The following is a 20,141-nucleotide window of genomic DNA, read 5'->3' on the forward strand; positions in this document are numbered from 1 at the left end:
GGTGTTATAGGGTGTTGGCGTTTGTGGGTTCTGACAGCTCGGCGTGTTTGAATCGGTTGTGGGTCCACAAATAGAGTTCGGGGGTTTCGCGGATGGCTTGTTCGAGCATTTCGTAATAGATTTGTGTCAGCCCGAAGTCGTGGACAGATTTCGGATTGTCGTGCATGTGGATGAATTCAGCTTCATAATATCCACGGCCTACTTTCCGGATGCGCACGAACCAAGGGTCGAAGCCGTAGTGTTTCGTGATCTTCTCTGTGCCGGTAAGGACCGGAGTCTTGTGATGGAGAAACTGAAGGAAGTGGCGCACCTCGCGCTTTTTGGGCGACTGGTCTGCGATGAATCCGATGATGCTTGTCTGATGGCGTGCCGATAGTTCGGTGATGTAGCGGGCGGTTTTGTACATGTCTACGTTGACGGCGCCGTGGGAGCCTCGGTGTTCGAGCATGATCCGGTCCATTGCCTTGTTGCGCAGCTTGTGATAGATCTGGGCGGCGATTGCGCTCTTTTCAAGGTGGAGCGGCATCGAGGAGACCCACTCCCAGTTGCCGTAATGGCCGAGGTAGAGTGCTACTGATGTGCTCTGACGCAGCACGGTGTTGACGGCTTCGACATTGGTGAAGCGCATGCGCCGCCCCATCTCTTCAGGTGACATGGCTGACATTTTGAAACTTTCGGCTATATTGTCGGCGAAGTAGCGGTAGAATTTTTTTTCGATGCCGAGTATTTCGTTGCTATTTTTCTCAGGAAATGATTCAGTGAGGTTTTTGCGGACAATCTTCCGACGGTAGCGGATGACGTAGTATAAAAGCAGATACATCACACCTGACAATGCATAGAGTACGCTGAATGGCAGACGTGACATAATTCTGAAGAAAAAGCGAAGCAAATGATAGCTCATCCGGAGAAGGCGCTTATAGGGTTTGGTGGTTGACAGTTGGCATATAGCAGCCCGGCAGAGTGTGTCAGGCTGTACATTTTACAATTAAGGACAAAATTATCTAATTTTTCCAAGATTGGCAAATCAATGGTTAAAATATTTAAATCAGAGCCTTGCAGTGATGTTTTGTGATGACGATGCAGGTCGATATTTCGTTTTTTTTAGTAACTTTGTCGAATTGGAAGCTGATTGTCCGGCTTTCATTGCCGGAGGGTGCCAATCAACCCTCGATGTTTCTGATATTATCACATTCCAAGACCTTCTTTTGATACACTCTTCACGGATTATTATGGAATACTCTTTGTTAGATCCAGCTATGTGGAAAGAATTTGAGCAGTCGATATTGTTTGCCATAAACGGAGCGCATAGTCCCGTCTTTAACCATATTATGTGGTTTGTAAGCGGGAAAGCGACCTGGATACCGTTTTACGTTATGTTGACGGCATTTATCGGCTATCGTTTCGGCTGGCGGAAGATGGTGCTTGTGCTGTTGAGCATCGGGGCCATCATAGCCCTTGCCGACCAGACGTGCGCCACACTGATACGCCCTGCCTTTGAACGTCTGCGTCCTTCGCATCCCGACAATCCAGACAGCGCTTTCATTCAGCTTGTCAACGGATATCGCGGAGGCAGATACGGGTTTCCGTCATGTCATGCGGCCAATACCGTGGCTTTGGCTGTGTTCATGATTCTGCTGACAAGGCTGAAATGGATGACAGCGCTGATGATCACATGGTCAGCGGCTGTATGCTATTCAAGAATGTATCTTGGTGTCCATTATCCGTCTGATATTCTTGTGGGTGGCGCTGTCGGGGCTATCTATGCGGTGTTGGTCTACAGGTGTTATTTCATCATCACAAACCGCAGGGATTTATCATCAATCATCTGGCCTCGACTGCGCCCGGCAGCCGATTAGCGATATTTTTGTATATCATAAAAAACATTGACAGATATAGATATGAGGACTTTACGAATGTATCCCAGTAGCATCAACGAGCGATATCTCGATGAGGTGGCAGACTGCCTGCGGGCTGGTGGAATTATCATCTATCCGACAGATACGCTCTATGCCGTGGGCTGCGATGCCCTTAACAACGGTGCGATTGAACGGCTCTGCAGGATCAAAGGTGTGAATCCTCAGAAACAGACTCTGTCAGTGGTTTGCGACGGCATTTCTATGGCCAGCGAGTATGCCCGTATCGACAACGAGGCTTTCAGAATTCTGCGCAGGAACCTGCCGGGTGCGTTTACGTTCATACTGCCTGCGGCGACTTCTCTGCCTAAAGTTTTCAAAGGGAGAAAAGAGGTGGGAATCCGTGTGCCTGACAATCAGATAGCTATGGCGATAGCGGCCCGGCTCGGACATCCGATACTTTCATCGTCGCTGAAGGTCGATGACGAAGTGCCTGAATTTGATGCCCAGGAATTGGCCTTGGCTTTCGAGGGGCAGGCAGAGCTGCTGATTGATGACGGCGGAGACGGTGAGAGCCTCTCAGGCGGCATGCCCTTGCCGTCTACGGTGGTCGATCTGACTGACAGTCGCTCACCTGAGATTATCCGTGAGGGTAAGGGAGAACTGCAATAGCAATTTGAGTTTAACTGTTTTTTGAATTTTGAGTTTTTCACGTGCAACTTAAGCGAATTACCCCCGATGAATATGCTGCACTTTTTAAGTCGGTATCACATACATTCAATTCTGTGGAGTTCAGTCAGCTGAACCGTAGCAAATGTGACGATGTGCACTATCTTGCCTTTGCAGATGACAAGGGGAAGATCCGTCTGGGGATCATACTTGGAGAGCGTGGCGGACTATTGCGTTCTCCGTTTTCCGCTCCGTTCGGCGGGATGGAGGAGCGTGGGCCACAGCGCCTGTCATACTATCTTGACGCAGCTGTGGAGCTTAAGGCATATGGACGGGCATGTGGAAAGCCGGTGGCGGTCACTTTGCCTCCGGCCTGTTATGACGGCGACTGTTCCCGTTTCAGCCGTCAGGCTCTCTGCCTGCTGTCGGGCGGCGGGCGGCAGCTTTATGCCGATTTCAATTATCATTATTCGCTCAGTGATTTTTCATTGTTCGATGAGCGTCTGTGGGCCAGCGCGCGGCGCAATCTCTCGGCATCCGTTCGCCGTGGGCTTGAATTCGAGTGTTGCGTTGATCCGACTGATGCCGAGATCGAGGAGATCTACAGCATTATCCGCGTGAATCACGAAAGTCACGGCTATCCTGTGCATATGACTCTGGATGACATTGTGGCGACATCGAAGATCATCAGTATGGATTTCTTTATCGTCAGGAAAGAGGGTAAGGGCATAGCCTCGGCGATTATCTATCATACTTCGCCGGAAACGGTTCAGCTGATCTATTGGGGCGATCTGCCGGAAGGACGTGATTTCCGACCCATGAACTTCCTGTCATACAATATAATCAGGCACTATGCCGAAAGCATCCCGACAAGTGGTGTGCGCTTCTTTGATCTGGGACCGGCTTCATCTGACGGCATTCCAGCCGTAGGACTGTGTGATTTTAAAGAAAGCATCGGCTGCCGGCTGACTCCAAAGATTACCATAGAGATATAAGCTGGCTTCTGAACAGAAAGTATTTATAAATAACATCCGGCAGTCCTGTATGTAAGCAGGCTGCCGGATGTTGTTACACTTATAGATTCTGTAGGAGTTTTTTAAGTAGGAGAGGTGAGAGGTGACGGATTATTCGTCGAATGTCATTTCGTCAAACCCGGCTGCGTCAAATTCGTCTTCATTGAATTCGGTAGACCCGTAGAATTCATCGTCAAGATCTGTCGAGGCTGCGGCCTGAGCGGCTTTTGCGTCAATCTTTGCGTCGAAGTCATCGAGGTCGATAAACTGCGAGGGCGCCTCACCCATAGAGATGGTGCACAGCGGGTCTTTAAGACTCTTTCCGGGGATAGATTTTTTCATTTCAATGAAGAAAGAACGGTCAGTCATGTAGTCAAACACCCACACCATTCTCTGGCCGTCGTCTTCGATAAAGTCGCTGAGCGGGGTATCTTCCATCAGATATACGTCTTCGGAAGAGTCGGAGCCCATGTCTTCAAGGCATATTTCCTGGTTGCGTTCCCATCCGTCATCGCAGAGAAAGAACGAACTGAACTGGCCTTTGTCATAGCCGACAGAGTCACAGATCGCATTGCGGAGGTCGAGGAATGTCGCGTCTGCATCAATTTGGATTTCGCGTTTGAAGTTGTCTGCTTCGTCAGACACAATGCGGAAATTGAATATCATATTGCGGAAGGTATTTTTTTTTATTTTTTTCAGTTTGAGTTACGGGCCGTGAGTGGCAGTCTGAGCTTCTATGCTGCGAAAGTAGTAACTTTTTTTTAAACCGAAAAAAAGTTTGGCGAAAAAAATCTGCGCAGTTTTATTTTGCCGGCTTTTCAGGTGTGTTGGCAGGCGGTTGATGAGTCAGCGCCTGCAGCCGGACGCTGTTGTTGGCCGAGGATTGAGCCGTGACAGAAGCTGGTCATGGATAGCCTGAGGACCGCAGACGAGTGAAATATTGCGGTCTTCGCGGAAACGTGTGCACTTCCCTCCGGCTTCTTCAAGGATCAGTGTAGCGGCATTGACATCCCATTCATGCAGGTTCAGCTCCCAGTATCCGTTAAGAAAGCCGGCGGCTACATAACAGATATCGGACGCTGCCGATCCGAGGCGGCGTATATCTCTGACAAGAGGCATTATGACGGCAAGATTGTCGAGGTTGTTGTCAGGATTTGTATCCTTGTCAACTGGAAAGCCGGTCGAGATCACACAGCGTGAAAGGTGTGATTCGGGAGAGGTGTGGATCGGAATGTCATTTAGGAAAGCACCCTGACCTCTGATTGCATGGAAGAGCTCGCCGGTTGCGGGCAGATATACAACGCCGATTTCAGTCTGTCCGTTATGTTCCACACCGATACTTATAGCCCAGAATGGAATCCCGGCGAAGAAATTGGTGGTTCCGTCAATCGGATCAATCACCCAGCGATAGCCGGCAGAACCGTCAGTTTCGCCTGATTCTTCCGAAAGTATGGCGTGGTCAGGGTATCTGGTCTGGATATAGCTTTTGATGACAGTTTCAGATTGCTTGTCGGCAATGGTGACAATATCGCTGTCGTTTAGCTTGTTGTGCATGCCGATTTCGTGGCTGCAGCGGAAATATTCCATTGCTGTTTCCCCGGCTTTGCGGGCACATTCGATAACATCGGCAAGGGTGGGTCTTGTAGCAGTTTTCATAGTTAAGTAACAATTTAGGGGAGGGCATTTCCGTAGAGATGGCAATCCAAACATATTATTCCATGTTCAAAATAATAGGCGGTAGACTCTGAATGTCAAGAGCCTACCGCCTAATTATCTGGTTATTAGGTTGCTTGCTCAATCTTCGATGGCTGCCTGCGCCGCCAATAGAATTAAGTGATATTGACCCACTTGTCGAGTATGTTGAATTTTTGTTAGATTTAGAATTTACGTCCCATGCGTTTTAAGTCCGTGCAAGCGTCTACAAGGAAGTAGTAAATACCTACGGCGTGCTCGTTAGCGAATGACATTGCCCACTCGCTAAACTTTTGCTCTATCCCGGTCTTGGGGTCGGTGTAATCAGTTTCCCACAGGTCGGCGAGGTCTGCATTTACCTCATTGGGGGTGTTGCCGAGTGCGTCTACCACCTCGGCAGGGTATTCTTCAATCAAACCCTTGCTCCAATCTCCAAACTCGGAGCCGGGATTGAGTAGCAGATACTCAAATGCGGCGTCTTTGAGTTCGTCCATGAGTGGCTCTGTTTCGTTATATGGGTATTCTCTGTTCATATCTTTGCTTGAATTATGCCCAAATTTGGGCGTTAGGAGCGCGTACAATCACTTTCTCCTCTATCGGTGGAGTTTATCATCTGAGCCAACAAAAGCGGCCTATTGGGCCGTTACAGCCCGTATTTGTATTTATCACGTCTATCCAACACTTTGCGCATAGTTTCAAGAGTTTTATGAAGAGCTTCTTCTTGTTCCCATGTTTCGGGAATGAGTTTCTCTCTGAATGCCTCATTTAACGCAACAATACATAGCATCAACTCTCTTTCGTTTTCTTCGTATTGTTCGATTTGAATTCTTAAATCATTTAGTTCACTCATTTGCCACGCTCAATAAGTAAGTCAATCATCTTGTCTTTCGTTCTGGACAGCTCCGCAGTGATTTCTTCATTTTTGACACGAAGTTCCTCAATTTCTTTCTTCATTGATTTACGCTCAGCCTCCCATGCTTTCTTTTCACCTTGCAGGTCTTGAATTTGTTGCTGCAAATTCTTGATTCTCTCTTTAAGAACAGCATCGCCAATTAGCACCTCAGAATCCTCTGCATAAATACCATCAGGAGAAAAGAAGTTGCCTTTTGTAGTTGCCGGTACCATCATGCTACCGATACCCGATTTCACCCATTCAACTGAGAGGTTATGTGCGTGACAAATTTTCCCAATGGTCTTATCGGTAATCTTTTGCTTCCCTTCCAACATCTTTCCGAAGTTGGAGGGGTCTATGTTTGCTTTGCTTGCAAAGGCATTTTGCGTGGCATTAAGCACTGCTATCGCCTCTTTCAAGCGTTCTACCATATCATTCATACCTTGGTATTACTGTTAATAATTATTAAAATTTCACACTTTGTTTGGTAGTACCGTGGTAATACCATATATTTGCAGTGTAATTCTAATGTCGTAGCGTTGTAACTCGCTTAGATTAAGAAGCAAAGATAACAAATTCTACTCAAAAAATACCAAGTAAGATGACAGAAAATTGCTACCTCGTGAAAAAGGTGTCTATCACAGATACTCTGCGAAACATCCCAGTAGGGAAACCTGTACTCTTTGATTGTCGGGAAGCCGGTCCTATGGCTTCAGCTAAAGCGGCTGTAAGTCGATTAAATGGTTCGGCAAACAAAGAGGTATATTCCATTTCAAGCAAAGACAACGGAGCGACTTACGAAATCCTACGTTCAGAATAACTAAAAAAGACATCAATCATGAAAAAAGTAACTATCACTCTCGCACTCGTGGCCGCGCTTCTCACCGGCTGCAAATCTAACAAGGTCGCTCTTGAACAGCTCCGCGCCGATGTGTCGTGGTCGGCTTTCTGTGCCGCTCGTGGCTACGACATCAACGACAACACTTATCCTGTCATCAATGAGTATCTCGATACTTGGTGTGGTTCGGTTGATGAAGAGGCCGCTCTCATCGAAGCAGGAGTAGAACCCTATTAAATCTCACAGCCATGAATAAGACAATTTCAATACTCCGTATCTTGATAATCTTTGCGCTCTGCGGTTTCGCATTCCTGTTTCTCTTCGGCGAAGAGCAGGACGAAAACCTGCTGACATGGACTCTCCGCTTCATCTGCGACAAGGCTCTCGCCATCGGCGCATGCTTTGTTATCGCCCGGCTCTACAAACGTTGGAGTAAGATTGACCCTTGGTTTATCGCATACGACAAAATGTGTGACGAGGTGATGGACAAACCTAACCCATCTCAACTCTAATATCAATGCCTCCAACAGTACACATACAATTCTCTGACAGGCTCGTCAGCTATGAAACATTCATGACCGACCTTACAGCACGGTTGGCACGAGTGATTAAGAGCGATGCAGCCGACCCGGAGTATATCTCCCAACGCACGGCCTATTCAATCTTCGGACGCAAGAATGTTGACCGTTGGAGGCGCACAGGAAAGGTAAAGCCCTCCAAACGTCCGGGCAAGGTTGAATACTGCATGGCAGACCTACGCCTCCTTCAGAGAACAGAACAGGATTACCTCAACCAATAAGACAGATACAATGGATTACGCAATATACAAGACCAATGACGGCAAGAATCCTCGTGTTATTTACCGCTTCACGCAGGAGGCTTGCAATCACAGGGCGAAACTCGCCGCGAAAGCGAAACTCAATGAAATGTGGCTACGCGTTACCGACAGGCTTGACTATTTCCAGAATGCCGAAGGAAATGACAACGAGTTTTCCTATGACCACCCCACAAGCATAAATACATCAGAGCGGATACGCTTTTACATAGCAAAGCTCTGACGGCTCAGCCTCTCGGTGTGTCGGTCGCACTACAGATTTTGGTTCTGTCGGAGGGGGTTCGATTCCCTCAGAGGCTACAAGTAGCGGTAGTTGCTACATGATTGATAACCTCGGAGGCTGCGCTGTCAGCCTAAGCCAAAGTGCAGCCTCCATTTTTCAATCAAGCAATCCGCAAATGTTTAACAATTTAACTCCATCAATCATGGGCAACCTACAACTGACGGTTGAGGAAATCAACCAACTCAAGCCGCTCGAAATAGTCGAGCATCCTGTCGTGCGTGAGCGCTTCATATTTATCTACGACAAACTTTGGGGCAACGGTGAAGCCGCTTATGAGCGTGAAAGTATCTACTTCAACAAGGCTCTCCGCGACAACGACAAGGGCAAACTGCAACGCGCCACACCGTTCAGCATCTTCACGGCATTCATTGACCTTGCCGTGTGTGGCCTCTCACTTGAACCCGGCACACGCGCACTCGCATACCTCATGGGGCGTAACGTCAATGTCGGCACCAAAGAAAGACCTCAATGGGAGGGTCGCTGCGTCCTCACCGTGTCGGCCTACGGCGAACTTGTGATGCGTACTCGTGACGGTCAAATACGTCATGCCGACAATCCTGTACTCGTCTACGACAATGACGAATTTTCATTCAAGGACATTGACGGTCGCAAATCTGTGTCTTACACCTGTAACCTACCTCACACCGGCCACAACATCATTGCTTGCTACCTGCGTATCACTCGCGCCGATAGTTCTATCGACTACTCAGTGATGTACCCCGAAGATTGGTGCCGCCTCGCCGGTTACTCGCAGAAGCAGAACCGAGGTGTCGCCAACGAACTCTACGGCATGGACGCTAACGGTGTTGTCCACATCGACCCCGGCTTCCTCATGGCCAAGTGTATCAAACACGCTTTCAAGTCTTACCCGAAAGTGCGCATCGGTCGCGGCACCGAACTACAATCACAACAGGTAGACGAACCGGCTCAGCTTTCCGATGAGGAAATCTACGGAGTAGACCCCGACACCGGCGAAGTCCTCGACAATGCTCCCGAACCTGCGCCTCAGCCATTCGGTAACAACGAGCCTCCACAGGGCGTAACTGTAAACACTGATGATGAGGAAGGCTTCTGAAAGCAACATCAAGCCTTGCAGTGGGTGTCCGCTTGTGCGTAACACTCTCAACGGACACTATTGCACTCGGCTTGGTATCATCACCGAATACGCTAAAACAAAACCGTGTAACCCATAAATATATCAATCATGGCAGATAACACCCAAGCATTAACAATCTTCGAGCAGAAAAACGTGCAGACCCTTGCCGAACTCGCTCCACAGTCGTACCGCGAGAACCAATTATCTCATACCCGGTGCCTTGAAGTAGGCAGCGCCCTGTTGCTCCGGGTAAAAAAGGAGGGCATGACAGACGCTCTCGATATAGAGATAGCCAAGTTCATCGAAAAAGCAAAGCTGACCGTCAAGAAGATGAACGGCAAGCGCACTCCTGTTACGCAGCTCTTTGACCAAATCCGTAAGGTCTACACCTCAATGGAGAATGATGTAGACCCCACCAAAGCAGACTCAATCCCCAATCAACTGCAAGCCCACCGCAATGCCTATGCCAAGAAAAAGCATGAGGAGGAGGATCGCCGCCGCCGCGAAGATGCCGCTCGACAGGCAAAGGAGAATGCCAAAATTCGCTATCGCGCTGATGTCAATGACGACTATGTAAGCCAGTTCAACGCTCTTGTCAATAAGAGCATCAACGAGCTTACCGACATGGATAAGCAGATAAGCCTCGACAATTACGAGATTGTCTACGATGGCATCAAGAATTTCAGTTGCGAACTTCCTGCAACATGGTGTCAGACGGTAATAAGCGGCGCACATCGTCCTGTCGAACTTACCCCGGACGAATGCCGCGCTATACAAGCCAACGTGATGGCCGGCCTCGTCAATCGCTTCAAGGAGCAATTCCCTTTTGAGGTGCAAAGCATACGCGATGATATTCTCGACCGTATGCCCTCAAAGAAAAAGGAGCTTGAGCGCATCGCCAAATCGTCAGCCGAGGAAGCCGCCCGCATCAAGGCCGAAATGGAGGCTAAGGAACGCGCTGAGGCCGCTCGTAAGGAAAAGGAACGCGCTGAGCGAGAGAAACAGGAAGCCGCTGAAAAGCAGCTTGCCGCAAAGAAACAGGAAATGGACGGTCTTTTCGGCGCACAGGTCGCTACACCTGTGGCATATCAGCCTAAGACACAGGTTAAGAAAAAGGTGGTTATCAATTCTGCCGAGGACATCATGAAGATTGTTGCTTTTTGGTGGTCACAAGAGGGCTGCACAAAGACCTTAGAAGAACTCTGCAAGGAGTTTAAGAAGCAAATCACCTTTGCCAATACCGCCGCAAACTCCAAAGACAACGCTATGTTCATCGCTGATGTCCAATACGAGGACGAGGTTAAAGCCAAGTAACCATGAGCCAAAACCCGGACGCATATTACAGCCGTACAGAGGTCAGCAACTCTGACCTCACGGCTCTAAAGAACCTCTTACACCCAGTGCCTATGCCGCCGGGTGTAAAGGAGGCCGCGTTTCGCTTCGGCAATCTCGTGGACGCGATAATCACCGAGCCGGAGCGAGTGAACTACTACCAACTGACGGTAGATGATGAGCAATACACCGATGATGAGTTTCGCCATGCAAAGGAAATGTATCGCTCCCTGCGTATGACTGCTCGGCATGACCCCTTTCTCGCAAAGGTGTTGGCTGAAGCCGAAACACAGCGCTACATGGTCAATCAAGCACAGCCGTTTGAGTATGGTGGCTTCCCTTTCACGCTCGATACGCGCTGTAAGTGGGATTGGTGGCTTGACCTCTACAAATTTGGTGGCGACCTCAAAACCTGTTCAGCCGCAACCCAAAAAGAATTTGATGATGCCGTTGATTTCTTCGATTGGGACAGGAGCCGCGCATGGTACATGGACATCGCACATTCCGACTGCGATTTCATCTATGCCATCAGCAAAAAGAACTGCAACGTATTTACCACACGCATACGCAGGGACGACCCGGTGTATCTCCGTGGCAGAGATAAGTATCTTGAATTAGCATTTCAATATTGGTGCCTCGCATTATGAATAAAGTAAAAGTTATAGTTCAGTTCTCTGGAGGAAAGGACTCACAAGCCTGTCTAATAAAAGCTTGTGAAGACTTCGGGGCTAATAACGTCACGGCTGTTTTCTGTGATACCAGGTGGGAGCATGAGCAAACATATTCTCATGTAAAGGAGGTAGCATCTAAACTTGGTGTCGACCTTATAATACTCAAAAATGAGTCTGTTGATGGTATGTACGGATTGTGCAAACGAATGAAATGGTTTCCCGATTCGCAAAATCGCATGTGTACTGTGCAATTAAAAATATGGCCAATGATAGACTGGATTCTTGAACAAAATAAGCATCTTGTCATAATTCAAGGTATCCGTGCAAAAGAAAGCGCAGAACGAGCAAAATTTAATGTTGAGTGCTCGTATTTCAGTGAATATTTTGATGACACCCACAAAAAACGCTTGTATAGGAAGCGAGATGTAAAAGAGTGGTGCAAAACTCACGATGCATCAGTTTTACGCCCTATCTTTCATTGGACTGCTCAACAAGTTATCGACTACATTCTGTCTCATGGTCAACGCCCGAATCCCTTATACGAACGCGGAGCGTCAAGGGTTGGCTGTTTCCCTTGCATTTTTGCGAGACTGAGCGAAATAAAAATAGTTGCACGCGATGAACGATACAAACAACGTGTGATAGACCTTGAAAATGAAGTGAACCTATCACGCGATAAAGGTAAAGAGGCATCATTCTTCTGCAAAGGGAAAATCCCAGCAAGGTTCTGCATTCAGAATAGTAATGGAGCACCAACATTCGCAGAGATTTCTGATTATGTACTTCGGAATGAAAACCAACCGACACTATGGGACGATACTGAGCCAATAATGTCTTGTGTGTCCTTGTATCATGGACTGTGTGAATAATAACAATATGAAAGAGTTAAAACATAACCTCCGAGTAGAGCCATACGAGTACCAACGTGAGGGTATTCTGTTCGGCCTCGAACGTCACCGCCTGTTAATTGGTGACGAGCCGGGGCTTGGTAAGACGTTGCAGTCTATCGGCATTGTCGATACTGCCTCAGCTTACCCCTGTTTGGTAATCTGCCCCTCCTCGCTGAAAATAAATTGGCAGCGTGAGTTTGAGAAGTTCACCGACAAAAAGGCTCTTGTGCTTGACAATGCCACTCGCACATCGTGGCCGTATCTCCTCGGCATGGGTATGTTCCATGTTGCTATTGTCAATTATGAGAGTCTGAAAAAGTTCTTTGTGTGGGACATCAAGGGCGGCAAGACATTCACGCTCAAAGATGTTGTATTCAACCGCGACATCAACATCTTCAAGTCCGTTATCATGGACGAGTCGCACCGGCTCAAAGACCCCACGGCACAGCAAACAATGTTCACTCGTGGCATTGTCGAGGGTAAGGAGTGGCGCATATTGCTCTCCGGCACCCCGGTTGTCAATCACGCGCAAGACCTCGTTGCACAACTCGCCATCATGGGGCGACTGCTCTCTGACTTCGGTAGCCGTGGCAAATTCCTTGCCGACTACGGAGAGAATGAAAATCTATCCGAGTTGTCCGACAAACTGTATGATACCTGTATGATACGGCGAGAGAAAGCAAAGGTGCTGACGCAGCTCCCCGACAAAACGCGAACCGACCTCTACGTTGAAATATCCAACCGCGATGAATACGACCTCGCTGCCGCCGACCTCGCCGCCTATCTGCGCGAATACACCAAGTGTACCGACCGCGACATCCGGCGCAAAATGCGCATGGAGGCTCTGGTAAAGTTCATGACCCTGCGCTCCCTCGCTTCCAAAGGTAAGGTAAAACAGGCAACAGACTTTATACGCAATTTCCTTGCCAATGGCAAGCCTTTGATTGTGTTCTGCTCACTCAAAGAGATTGTCAAGGCTTTGCAAAAGCAATTCCCCGATGCCGTCCGTGTCACCGGCGATGATAGCCTTGCCGAGAAACAGGCTGCTGTCGATGCGTTTCAGTCCGGCGAAGCTCAGTTGATAATCTGCTCCATCAAAGCTGCCGGTGTCGGTCTGACACTCACAGCGTCCTCTAATGTGGCCTTTGTGGAATTTCCGTGGACGTATGCCGATTGCTGTCAGTGCGAAGACCGCGCCCACCGCATCAGCCAAAAGAATAACGTGAACTGCTATTACCTCATCGGGCGCAGTACCATTGACCCGGTTCTCTACAATATCATTCATAAAAAGCGGAGCATCGCCAATCAGATAATGGCATCCGATGATGATATACCGACCGACAAGATGTATTTCGATGAACTTGTAAAATCTTTCCTCGACTATGGTTGAAATCAGCAATTCAGATATTGAGCGCATAATGTCCTGCCTCGATATTGCCATAGAGCATTACAAGTCATTGAACGGTCTGCGCAACAGCACCCACGCTTGGGCAATAGGCCAACTTAAAGATAAAATAAATCGAAAACTTAAAAAACAACATTCAAAATCGACTAATCATGACAAAGAATGACATCGCAGTTGAACTCTGTAAGCGTATCCCTGACCTGCCGAAATCTACGGCTCTCCATGTCGTAGACGGTGTGACCGACATTCTCGCTGACGCTTTCGACCGTGGCGAAAACGTCTATCTCCGTGGCTTCGGTACGATGGAAGTCAAAACCACAAAGAAGAAAAAGGCGCGTAACATCAACGCTGGTACTACGGTTGTAGTTCCGGCACAGCGCATTGTGAAATTCAAACTCAGTAATCAACTCAAAAATCGCATGAACAATGATTGACTCAAGAAAAACGGAAATCCGCTATATAACGGATGACCCCAAAAAGATGCTCGGTAAATGGGTCGCTCGTCGCGCCCTAAAAACGTGGACCGAGGACTTCGTAGATGAGAGTAGCGGCAAAGTTGTATCCATAGAACGGAACGAAATTCTGCTTGAACGTGGCACCTATATCAGCCAAGACGTTCTCTGTACAATCAATTTCATGATACAAGAGGGTTCTCTTAAAGAAGTAGAGGTTTCTAATCAGAACCGGCAGGGTATGTTACTTGAGAACCGTTCACTGTTACCATTCAAAGCTGTGGCTAAGATTGACGGAAAACGCAAGTCATTCCTTCTATATGCTAATTCTATTGCCAATGCATTGGTGATTATGGTGGACTTCATAGAGCTAAACTATAAAGGCGGTTTTGAAATTTCGGATATCAAAGAAATGGATTATTGTGTGGTTATTATAGACCGCCTTAAATCCGCTGAAGCTCGTAGATACGAAATTGATGCTGCATATCTGAAAGGTGATATTTCAATGGAAGATTTTGTTGAGGCAACCTGCGACAATATTTCTAAAGGAAATCCCGATGATGAGCAGCAGGACGATGATAAAAAGGAAACAAAGAAATTCTATCAGATTGGTGCTCATGTTATCCTCCATGATGACAAAGAAGGCGACATAGAAGAAGACCACACATTCATCGTTCAGACAGTTTCCGCTGTCCGTGCTAATATGCTTATCGAAAAATGGCTTCGCGACAAGCAGGAGGAGCGTTTCATGGAGTCCTTGAAACACCCAGAACGGACTTTTGTTAAGTATAAGATAAACTCATTTATTGAAGAGTCAAAGATAATCCCTATCGGCTGTTTTATCCCTGTTGACTTTTCAAAAGTTTACAATGACAGCTATGACGATTGACGAATTTAAGGCATTGCGCGTTGCACCGGCCACAAAAAAACGCAACAAGTATGGTGCAAAGAAGTCCGGCGGCTACGACTCCAAAAAGGAACATAGCAGAGCCAACGAACTGAAGCTGATGCAACGCGCCGGCCTTATCTCTAATCTCCGTGAGCAAGTAAAGTATGTGCTTATCCCTGCGCAACGCGACACCGCCGGCAACCTCTTGGAAAGGGAGTGTTCCTACTATGCCGATTTTGTCTACAACACAGACGGCAAGACCGTTGTCGAGGACACAAAGGGAGTCCGCACAAAAGAGTATAAAATCAAACGAAAATTGATGCTCTATGTCCACGGAATATCAATCGTAGAAATTTAATCAATACGGCTATGGCACGAATAGCAAAATCGGGGCTTGAGTATTTCCCCTTTGATATAGACTTCTTTCAAGACATACGCATTCGCAAGTTAATCAAGCGTCAAGGTGGTAAAGCTGTCACAGTATATGCTCTCCTGCTCTGTCTTATCTACAAGAATGGGTACTTCATGCAGTGGGACGATGAGTTGCCTTTCATTGGCTCGGAAATGTCGGGCTTTGAGGAGGCTTATGTATTGGAGGTTATTAAAACCTGCCTGACGTTGGGGTTATTCGATAAAAATATGTATGACACGGAACAGGTCTTAACATCTAAGGGTATTCAAGTGCGCTATTGCAATATTCAGCGCCTCAACAAACGTATGAGCCGGATTGATAAATACTCTTTGTTGGACGAGCCTCAGCAAAGGACTACAGCAAGCAAACCTAAAACGAAACAGCCAAAAGCGGCGAAGCCGGTCACACCACAGGCACCTGCGCAGGTTACACCCGTGCCTCCGGCTCCGACCAAAACCAATAATACGGAGTGGCTTCATGAGTTTTTTGCCAATGGGCAGAGTGAAAACTTACAAATGCTTTGCAAGAACTTCGGATTAGGTTATGGCGAGATAGGTATATTGCGCTCATTGGCAGAGGCTGTCGTAGCTGAATGGGAGCTGTCAAAAACTCAACATAGAGATTACAGCGATTGGTCGCGTCACCTTATATCGGCCATGAGGATTAAAAACCGCGACACAGCATCAAATACAAATAACCAACCCTCAACACCTGCTCCGACTGATTACACATTTGGCGGTGGGTTTGGAGGCCAAGACGTTTGATTATGTTACAGAAGATTGGAGATAGTTTGCCGGATTGGATAACGCAACAAAACGCATATCGTCAAGAACGAGAGGAGCGTGAGTTGCAAGCCAAGATGGAGCAAGACCACGCCCGCCGCATGGCCGCTGAGCCTAAAACCGAGGAGGAGCGCCAACGCGCCGAACTCGCACGGATTGGTGTGTCGGCTGTTGATAACGTGATTAGACGTGTCATGAATGATGTGCGAAAAGCAGAACAGAAACGGCAGCTTCTTGAAATCCCGGAGGTGTATAAAGCCCACTCTCGTCTGCTTTTGCAGATAGCAAACAAGGTTCTTGCTTACCAACATCGTGAGTTTGTGATTGATGATAACAACCGTGACGTACTGCGCTTTCTCCTGCTGTATTTCAACAATTGTCCTTTGGCTGAGGAGGTCTTTCCGGGTCGTGGGTACAAGTTGCACAAACACATTATGCTTCACGGCAATGTCGGCACCGGCAAAACCCTGTTGATGGAGATATTCTCTGAATACCTGCGCTACACCGAAAACCCGAACTTCTTCCACAACCTGTCGGTCACGCAAATGATAAACTACTATACTTTGCACAACAACCTCGACCGATACACATTCAATGAGGAGGAAAACAAGGGCTTCCAATGTAAGCCGGTTAATATCTGCCTCAACGACATCGGGGTTCAGACTACCACCTTTTACGGCATGGATACAAAGGTGCTGACCGATGAATTTCTCCATGCACGAAATGAAATTTGGTCGCAGTTCCACCTCAAGGCACACGTCACTACCAATCTTTCTATTGAGCAGCTCAAAGAAAAGTATAAGGACGGCTTCGGGCGACTGATTGACCGCTTCAAAACATACAACGTAATACCCATCGGTGGCAAAAGCCGAAGATAAAATAATAGTAAAATATGAATGACGAAACTCTGAACACCGCTATCGACATCAAAAAGCAGATAGCGTATGTAGAAAAAATCTTAGCAAATATTGAGAGAGGCAAATTTGTCGAAATCATGTTTGCCAATGCCGGATGTTGCTGCGCATCCTCATGCTGTGAACTACTCACTGACGAGGAAGTAGACAGGTATAGAAAGGATATTGCAGAAGCTGTCCGCATCAAGGCACAGGCTCGGCTCGAAGCTCTCCAAACTGAATACAACAACCTCTAAAATAATATCAACAATGACAGCAATTATAACTATCGCCATCATATTGGCACTCTTTCTCGGTGTGGCTATTGTAATAGCCATGCGCAAACACTATGCCGCAGAACGTCTGCGCTTAAAGGTCAAGAGCCTCAACGCAAAAATACAGGGCTATCGTGGCTCAGCTAACGATTGCTTTGCACTATACAGCGTTAAGCGCATCGACAATGTAGAATGTAAGTATCATGGCTATTGGGCTGTGTGTCGCTCCTCTATCTGCGAGGGTGGCCTTTATCAAACCTGCATCAAGGTGTTCACTGATGAAGATGATGACTTCAATAAACGTGAGGCCGAGGAGCTGAGTGAAATGCTTAACTCAAAATAAATACGGCATGGACAGCAAAATGACTCCCGAATACAAGGTTATCAGTGAACAGGTTGAGAAAATTATAAAAGGGTCTAATCTTCCCGAAGTGCAGAAATATTCGCTGTTGGCCGGTTGCATGACTAAGGTCGCCCATGAATATAACGGTACTAATTTCGAGGCTATAAAAGTAAAGCTCGCTCTCGTTAGCAAGACTATGTTGAACGCGGTGGAGAAAGCAGAACAAATCTTCGGTAAATTCAAAAAATAACATTATGCAAAAGAAAAAATGTGAAATGAGTGTGCATAAACCAATCCTTGACGCTTGCTGTGGTGGCAAGATGTTCTACTTCGACAAGAACGACCCTCATGTTCTGTTCCAAGACATTCGCGAGGTTAAAACAACCCTTTGCGATGGACGGAAGTTTGAAGTCAAACCCGATGTGCAAGCCGACTTCACGAGTATGCCATATCCCGACAATCATTTCAGAATGGTAGTATTTGACCCTCCGCATCTATTACGGAATGTCGGTAAGTCCAAAATGGCAGATATGTACGGAAGCCTCAATGAGAAAGCTCAGCCAACAGGTTATCAGCATATCAAGTATGGCGCACTTTATTCTGATTGGCGAGATATGTTAAGAAGAGGCTTTGCAGAATGTTTCCGAGTGCTTATGCCCGGAGGTTTCCTAATCTTCAAATGGAATGAAACCGATATTAGGGTGTCCGAAGTTTTGAAACTTACCGACCAAAAGCCAATCTTCGGGCATATATCCGGCAAACGAGCAAACACCCATTGGATTTGCTTTATGAAAGGGATATAACGATGAAGCAACTATTATACATCGACCTATTCTGCGGTGCCGGCGGTACATCTACAGGTGTCAATAGCGCACGACTGCATGATGAGCCGTGTGCAGATGTAATCGCTTGTGTCAATCATGATGCAAAGGCGATAGCCTCTCATGCATCAAATCACCCGGAGGCTCTTCACTTCACGGAGGACATAAGAACACTTGAACTTTCCCCGTTGGTTGAGCATCTGAAAAGATGCAGAGAACAGAACCCCGATGCGCTGATAGTCCTTTGGGCATCGCTCGAATGCACGAATTTCAGCAAGGCAAAGGGTGGTCAGCCACGTGATGCGGACAGCCGGACACTCGCAGAACATCTTTTCCGCTATATTGAAGCGATAGAGCCGGACTACATTCAGATTGAGAACGTGGAAGAGTTTATGAGCTGGGGCGACATGGACGAGAACGGAAAGCCTATCTCAATGGATAAGGGGAAGAGTTATACCCGTTGGGTACGCAATGTAAAGCGTTACGGGTACAAGTTCGACCACCGTATTTTGAACGCTGCCGACTATGGGGCATACACAAGCCGCAAACGCTTTTTTGGCATCTTCGCAAAGAACGGATTGCCTATTGTGTTCCCTGCTCCTACGCACTGCAAGGATGGCTCAACTACGCTATTCGGGAACTTGAAGAAGTGGAAGCCCGTAAAGGAGGTGCTGGACTTCGAGGACGAGGGAAATACCATTTTCCGTGAGAAGCCTCTTTCGGAAAAGACTTTGGAGCGAATTTACGCAGGTCTGATTAAGTTTGTCGCTGGGGGCAAGGATGCTTTCCTTGTCAAATACAACTCAATGAGTCGGACGGGAAAATACAACGCACCTGGTATTGATGAGCCTTGCCCAACGGTAGCGACACAAAACAGGCTCGGAGTTGCACAGGTGTCTTTTCTGTCAAAACAATACAGCGGACATCCCGAAAGCAAGAACAGCTCCGTAAACGAGCCAGCAGGAACGATAACGACAATAGACCACCATGCGTTTATATCGGCATACTACGGAAATGGGCATAACCATTCTGTTGAAAGCCCCTCTCCTACGGTAACAACGAAAGACCGCCTTGCGCTTATTCAGTCGGAGCAGTTCATTGATATGCAGTACGGGAACGGTACGGCAGCTTCCGTTGAAGTTCCGGCAAACACGCTAACTACTAATCCGAAATTCAACCTTGTAACAGTGAAACGGCACTACCTGATGAACCCTCAATACAATAATGTCGGTGGCTCGGTTGAAAAGCCATGTTTCACCCTAATAGCAAGAATGGATAAAATGCCGCCTTATCTTGTCACAGCGGAAAAGGGCGAGGTGTTTATTGAGGTCTATTCAACCGATAGCCCAATGACAGCTAAAATCAAGGAATTTATGGCTCTCTACGGCATTGTTGACATCAAGATGCGTATGCTGAAAATTCCCGAACTGAAAAAGATTATGGGCTTTCCCGAAGACTATGTGCTGGTCGGGACACAAGCAGACCAAAAGAAATTCATCGGCAATGCCGTTGAGGTTACAATCGCACGTGCATGGTGTGAGGCTCTATGCAGAGAAATAGAAAAACATCTTAAAAAGTAGCATAATATGGACAAACGAGTATTCTTTGAAAAGGTAGCCCTCATGCGTGAGGCTCAAAAAGACTTTTTCCGAACACGGTCAAATGACGCTCTGCGCAAATCTAAGGCTCTTGAAGCCGAGATTGACCACGAGATTGAGCGTGTGCGCGATATGGGTTACACTCAACAGAAACCCAAAGAGCGAAATCTATTCTCTCCCACAACTTAAAGTGGGCGTACCAATCAT

General features: G+C 47.4%; 30 protein-coding genes. 24 read left to right on the forward strand and 6 right to left on the reverse strand.

Going from position 1 to position 20,141, the window contains the following annotated elements; translation table 11 throughout:
* Positions 1-4: 4 nt before the first annotated feature.
* On the reverse strand, positions 5-901 hold the full coding sequence (locus FDZ78_RS11510) for a lysophospholipid acyltransferase family protein (RefSeq protein WP_123398072.1): 897 nt from the start codon (positions 899-901) through the stop codon (positions 5-7).
* A gap of 472 nt (positions 902-1,373) precedes the next feature.
* Here FDZ78_RS11510 and FDZ78_RS11515 point away from each other — a divergent pair, with 472 nt between their 5' ends.
* From FDZ78_RS11515 to FDZ78_RS11525, 3 genes are all read left to right on the forward strand, one after another.
* The gene (locus FDZ78_RS11515) at positions 1,374-1,856 is read left to right on the forward strand and encodes a rhomboid family intramembrane serine protease (protein WP_240740268.1); all 483 of its coding nucleotides are present in this window, start codon (positions 1,374-1,376) and stop codon (positions 1,854-1,856) included.
* Between the two features lie 42 nt (positions 1,857-1,898).
* A complete protein-coding gene (locus FDZ78_RS11520) occupies positions 1,899-2,525 on the forward strand; it encodes an L-threonylcarbamoyladenylate synthase (protein ID WP_107031594.1) in 627 nt (208 codons plus the stop codon).
* A gap of 113 nt (positions 2,526-2,638) precedes the next feature.
* Positions 2,639-3,517 carry a hypothetical protein gene (locus FDZ78_RS11525; protein ID WP_123398071.1) on the forward strand — a complete coding sequence of 293 codons (879 nt, stop codon included), beginning with the start codon at positions 2,639-2,641 and terminating at the stop codon, positions 3,515-3,517.
* Between the two features lie 129 nt (positions 3,518-3,646).
* Here the strand turns inward: FDZ78_RS11525 and FDZ78_RS11530 are convergent, their stop codons facing one another.
* The 5 genes from FDZ78_RS11530 to FDZ78_RS11550 form a co-directional block, all read right to left on the reverse strand.
* Entirely contained in the window at positions 3,647-4,201 is a 555-nt protein-coding gene (locus tag FDZ78_RS11530; protein WP_123398070.1) for a hypothetical protein, read from the reverse strand.
* 180 nt (positions 4,202-4,381) lie between these two features.
* Complete coding sequence (locus FDZ78_RS11535) at positions 4,382-5,191, reverse strand: inositol monophosphatase family protein (protein WP_107031597.1); 810 nt, start codon at positions 5,189-5,191, stop codon at positions 4,382-4,384.
* Positions 5,192-5,412: 221 nt separating this feature from the next.
* A complete protein-coding gene (locus FDZ78_RS11540) occupies positions 5,413-5,760 on the reverse strand; it encodes a hypothetical protein (protein WP_136408587.1) in 348 nt (115 codons plus the stop codon).
* Between the two features lie 110 nt (positions 5,761-5,870).
* The gene (locus FDZ78_RS11545) at positions 5,871-6,077 is read right to left on the reverse strand and encodes a hypothetical protein (RefSeq protein WP_136408588.1); all 207 of its coding nucleotides are present in this window, start codon (positions 6,075-6,077) and stop codon (positions 5,871-5,873) included.
* On the reverse strand, positions 6,074-6,559 hold the full coding sequence (locus FDZ78_RS11550; protein WP_137426206.1) for a helix-turn-helix transcriptional regulator: 486 nt from the start codon (positions 6,557-6,559) through the stop codon (positions 6,074-6,076). Before FDZ78_RS11550 ends, FDZ78_RS11545 begins: the two co-directional genes overlap by 4 nt.
* Positions 6,560-6,957: 398 nt before the next feature.
* Here FDZ78_RS11550 and FDZ78_RS11555 point away from each other — a divergent pair, with 398 nt between their 5' ends.
* The 21 genes from FDZ78_RS11555 to FDZ78_RS11655 all read left to right on the forward strand — a co-directional run bounded on the left by FDZ78_RS11555 (position 6,958) and on the right by FDZ78_RS11655 (position 20,123).
* Positions 6,958-7,194, forward strand: a complete 237-nt coding sequence (locus FDZ78_RS11555) for a hypothetical protein (RefSeq protein ID WP_136408590.1) — start codon at positions 6,958-6,960, stop codon at positions 7,192-7,194.
* 11 nt (positions 7,195-7,205) lie between these two features.
* Positions 7,206-7,469 carry a hypothetical protein gene (locus FDZ78_RS11560; RefSeq protein ID WP_136408591.1) on the forward strand — a complete coding sequence of 88 codons (264 nt, stop codon included), beginning with the start codon at positions 7,206-7,208 and terminating at the stop codon, positions 7,467-7,469.
* Positions 7,470-7,474: 5 nt separating this feature from the next.
* Entirely contained in the window at positions 7,475-7,756 is a 282-nt protein-coding gene (locus FDZ78_RS11565; RefSeq protein ID WP_123398063.1) for a hypothetical protein, read from the forward strand.
* A gap of 10 nt (positions 7,757-7,766) precedes the next feature.
* Positions 7,767-8,015 carry a hypothetical protein gene (locus FDZ78_RS11570; protein WP_123398062.1) on the forward strand — a complete coding sequence of 83 codons (249 nt, stop codon included), beginning with the start codon at positions 7,767-7,769 and terminating at the stop codon, positions 8,013-8,015.
* Positions 8,016-8,190: 175 nt separating this feature from the next.
* Positions 8,191-9,150 (forward strand): recombinase RecT, encoded by a 960-nt coding sequence (locus tag FDZ78_RS11575; protein ID WP_240740269.1) that lies wholly within the window; start codon positions 8,191-8,193, stop codon positions 9,148-9,150.
* 129 nt (positions 9,151-9,279) lie between these two features.
* Positions 9,280-10,485 (forward strand): hypothetical protein, encoded by a 1,206-nt coding sequence (locus FDZ78_RS11580; protein WP_123611049.1) that lies wholly within the window; start codon positions 9,280-9,282, stop codon positions 10,483-10,485.
* A gap of 2 nt (positions 10,486-10,487) precedes the next feature.
* On the forward strand, positions 10,488-11,150 hold the full coding sequence (locus tag FDZ78_RS11585; protein ID WP_123611048.1) for a PD-(D/E)XK nuclease-like domain-containing protein: 663 nt from the start codon (positions 10,488-10,490) through the stop codon (positions 11,148-11,150).
* The gene (locus FDZ78_RS11590; RefSeq protein ID WP_136408592.1) at positions 11,147-12,043 is read left to right on the forward strand and encodes a phosphoadenosine phosphosulfate reductase family protein; all 897 of its coding nucleotides are present in this window, start codon (positions 11,147-11,149) and stop codon (positions 12,041-12,043) included. Before FDZ78_RS11585 ends, FDZ78_RS11590 begins: the two co-directional genes overlap by 4 nt.
* A gap of 7 nt (positions 12,044-12,050) precedes the next feature.
* Positions 12,051-13,454, forward strand: a complete 1,404-nt coding sequence (locus FDZ78_RS11595; protein ID WP_136408593.1) for a DEAD/DEAH box helicase — start codon at positions 12,051-12,053, stop codon at positions 13,452-13,454.
* A complete protein-coding gene (locus FDZ78_RS14740; protein WP_136408594.1) occupies positions 13,447-13,635 on the forward strand; it encodes a hypothetical protein in 189 nt (62 codons plus the stop codon). The genes FDZ78_RS11595 and FDZ78_RS14740 overlap by 8 nt, the downstream gene beginning before the upstream one ends.
* Positions 13,622-13,903 (forward strand): HU family DNA-binding protein, encoded by a 282-nt coding sequence (locus FDZ78_RS11605; protein ID WP_136408595.1) that lies wholly within the window; start codon positions 13,622-13,624, stop codon positions 13,901-13,903. Before FDZ78_RS14740 ends, FDZ78_RS11605 begins: the two co-directional genes overlap by 14 nt.
* The gene (locus FDZ78_RS11610) at positions 13,896-14,810 is read left to right on the forward strand and encodes an RNA polymerase subunit sigma (protein WP_136408596.1); all 915 of its coding nucleotides are present in this window, start codon (positions 13,896-13,898) and stop codon (positions 14,808-14,810) included. Before FDZ78_RS11605 ends, FDZ78_RS11610 begins: the two co-directional genes overlap by 8 nt.
* Positions 14,791-15,168 (forward strand): DUF1064 domain-containing protein, encoded by a 378-nt coding sequence (locus FDZ78_RS11615; RefSeq protein ID WP_338127975.1) that lies wholly within the window; start codon positions 14,791-14,793, stop codon positions 15,166-15,168. The genes FDZ78_RS11610 and FDZ78_RS11615 overlap by 20 nt, the downstream gene beginning before the upstream one ends.
* Before the next feature lie 11 nt (positions 15,169-15,179).
* A complete protein-coding gene (locus tag FDZ78_RS11620; protein ID WP_136408597.1) occupies positions 15,180-15,986 on the forward strand; it encodes a DUF4373 domain-containing protein in 807 nt (268 codons plus the stop codon).
* Between the two features lie 2 nt (positions 15,987-15,988).
* Entirely contained in the window at positions 15,989-16,882 is an 894-nt protein-coding gene (locus FDZ78_RS11625; protein WP_240740270.1) for a hypothetical protein, read from the forward strand.
* Between the two features lie 14 nt (positions 16,883-16,896).
* Positions 16,897-17,154: a hypothetical protein gene (locus tag FDZ78_RS11630; RefSeq protein ID WP_136408598.1), complete on the forward strand. Its 258-nt coding sequence runs from the start codon at positions 16,897-16,899 to the stop codon at positions 17,152-17,154.
* 13 nt (positions 17,155-17,167) lie between these two features.
* On the forward strand, positions 17,168-17,515 hold the full coding sequence (locus FDZ78_RS11635; protein WP_136408599.1) for a hypothetical protein: 348 nt from the start codon (positions 17,168-17,170) through the stop codon (positions 17,513-17,515).
* Between the two features lie 7 nt (positions 17,516-17,522).
* Positions 17,523-17,765 carry a hypothetical protein gene (locus FDZ78_RS11640; RefSeq protein WP_136408600.1) on the forward strand — a complete coding sequence of 81 codons (243 nt, stop codon included), beginning with the start codon at positions 17,523-17,525 and terminating at the stop codon, positions 17,763-17,765.
* Positions 17,766-17,769: 4 nt separating this feature from the next.
* Positions 17,770-18,318, forward strand: a complete 549-nt coding sequence (locus tag FDZ78_RS11645) for an SAM-dependent methyltransferase (RefSeq protein ID WP_240740271.1) — start codon at positions 17,770-17,772, stop codon at positions 18,316-18,318.
* A 2-nt stretch (positions 18,319-18,320) separates the two neighbouring features.
* The gene (locus tag FDZ78_RS11650; RefSeq protein WP_136408601.1) at positions 18,321-19,916 is read left to right on the forward strand and encodes a DNA cytosine methyltransferase; all 1,596 of its coding nucleotides are present in this window, start codon (positions 18,321-18,323) and stop codon (positions 19,914-19,916) included.
* A gap of 6 nt (positions 19,917-19,922) precedes the next feature.
* Positions 19,923-20,123: a hypothetical protein gene (locus FDZ78_RS11655; RefSeq protein WP_136408602.1), complete on the forward strand. Its 201-nt coding sequence runs from the start codon at positions 19,923-19,925 to the stop codon at positions 20,121-20,123.
* Positions 20,124-20,141 lie beyond the last annotated feature (18 nt).

This window comes from Duncaniella sp. B8 (genome assembly GCF_005304985.1).
GTDB lineage: Bacteria > Bacteroidota > Bacteroidia > Bacteroidales > Muribaculaceae > Duncaniella > Duncaniella muris.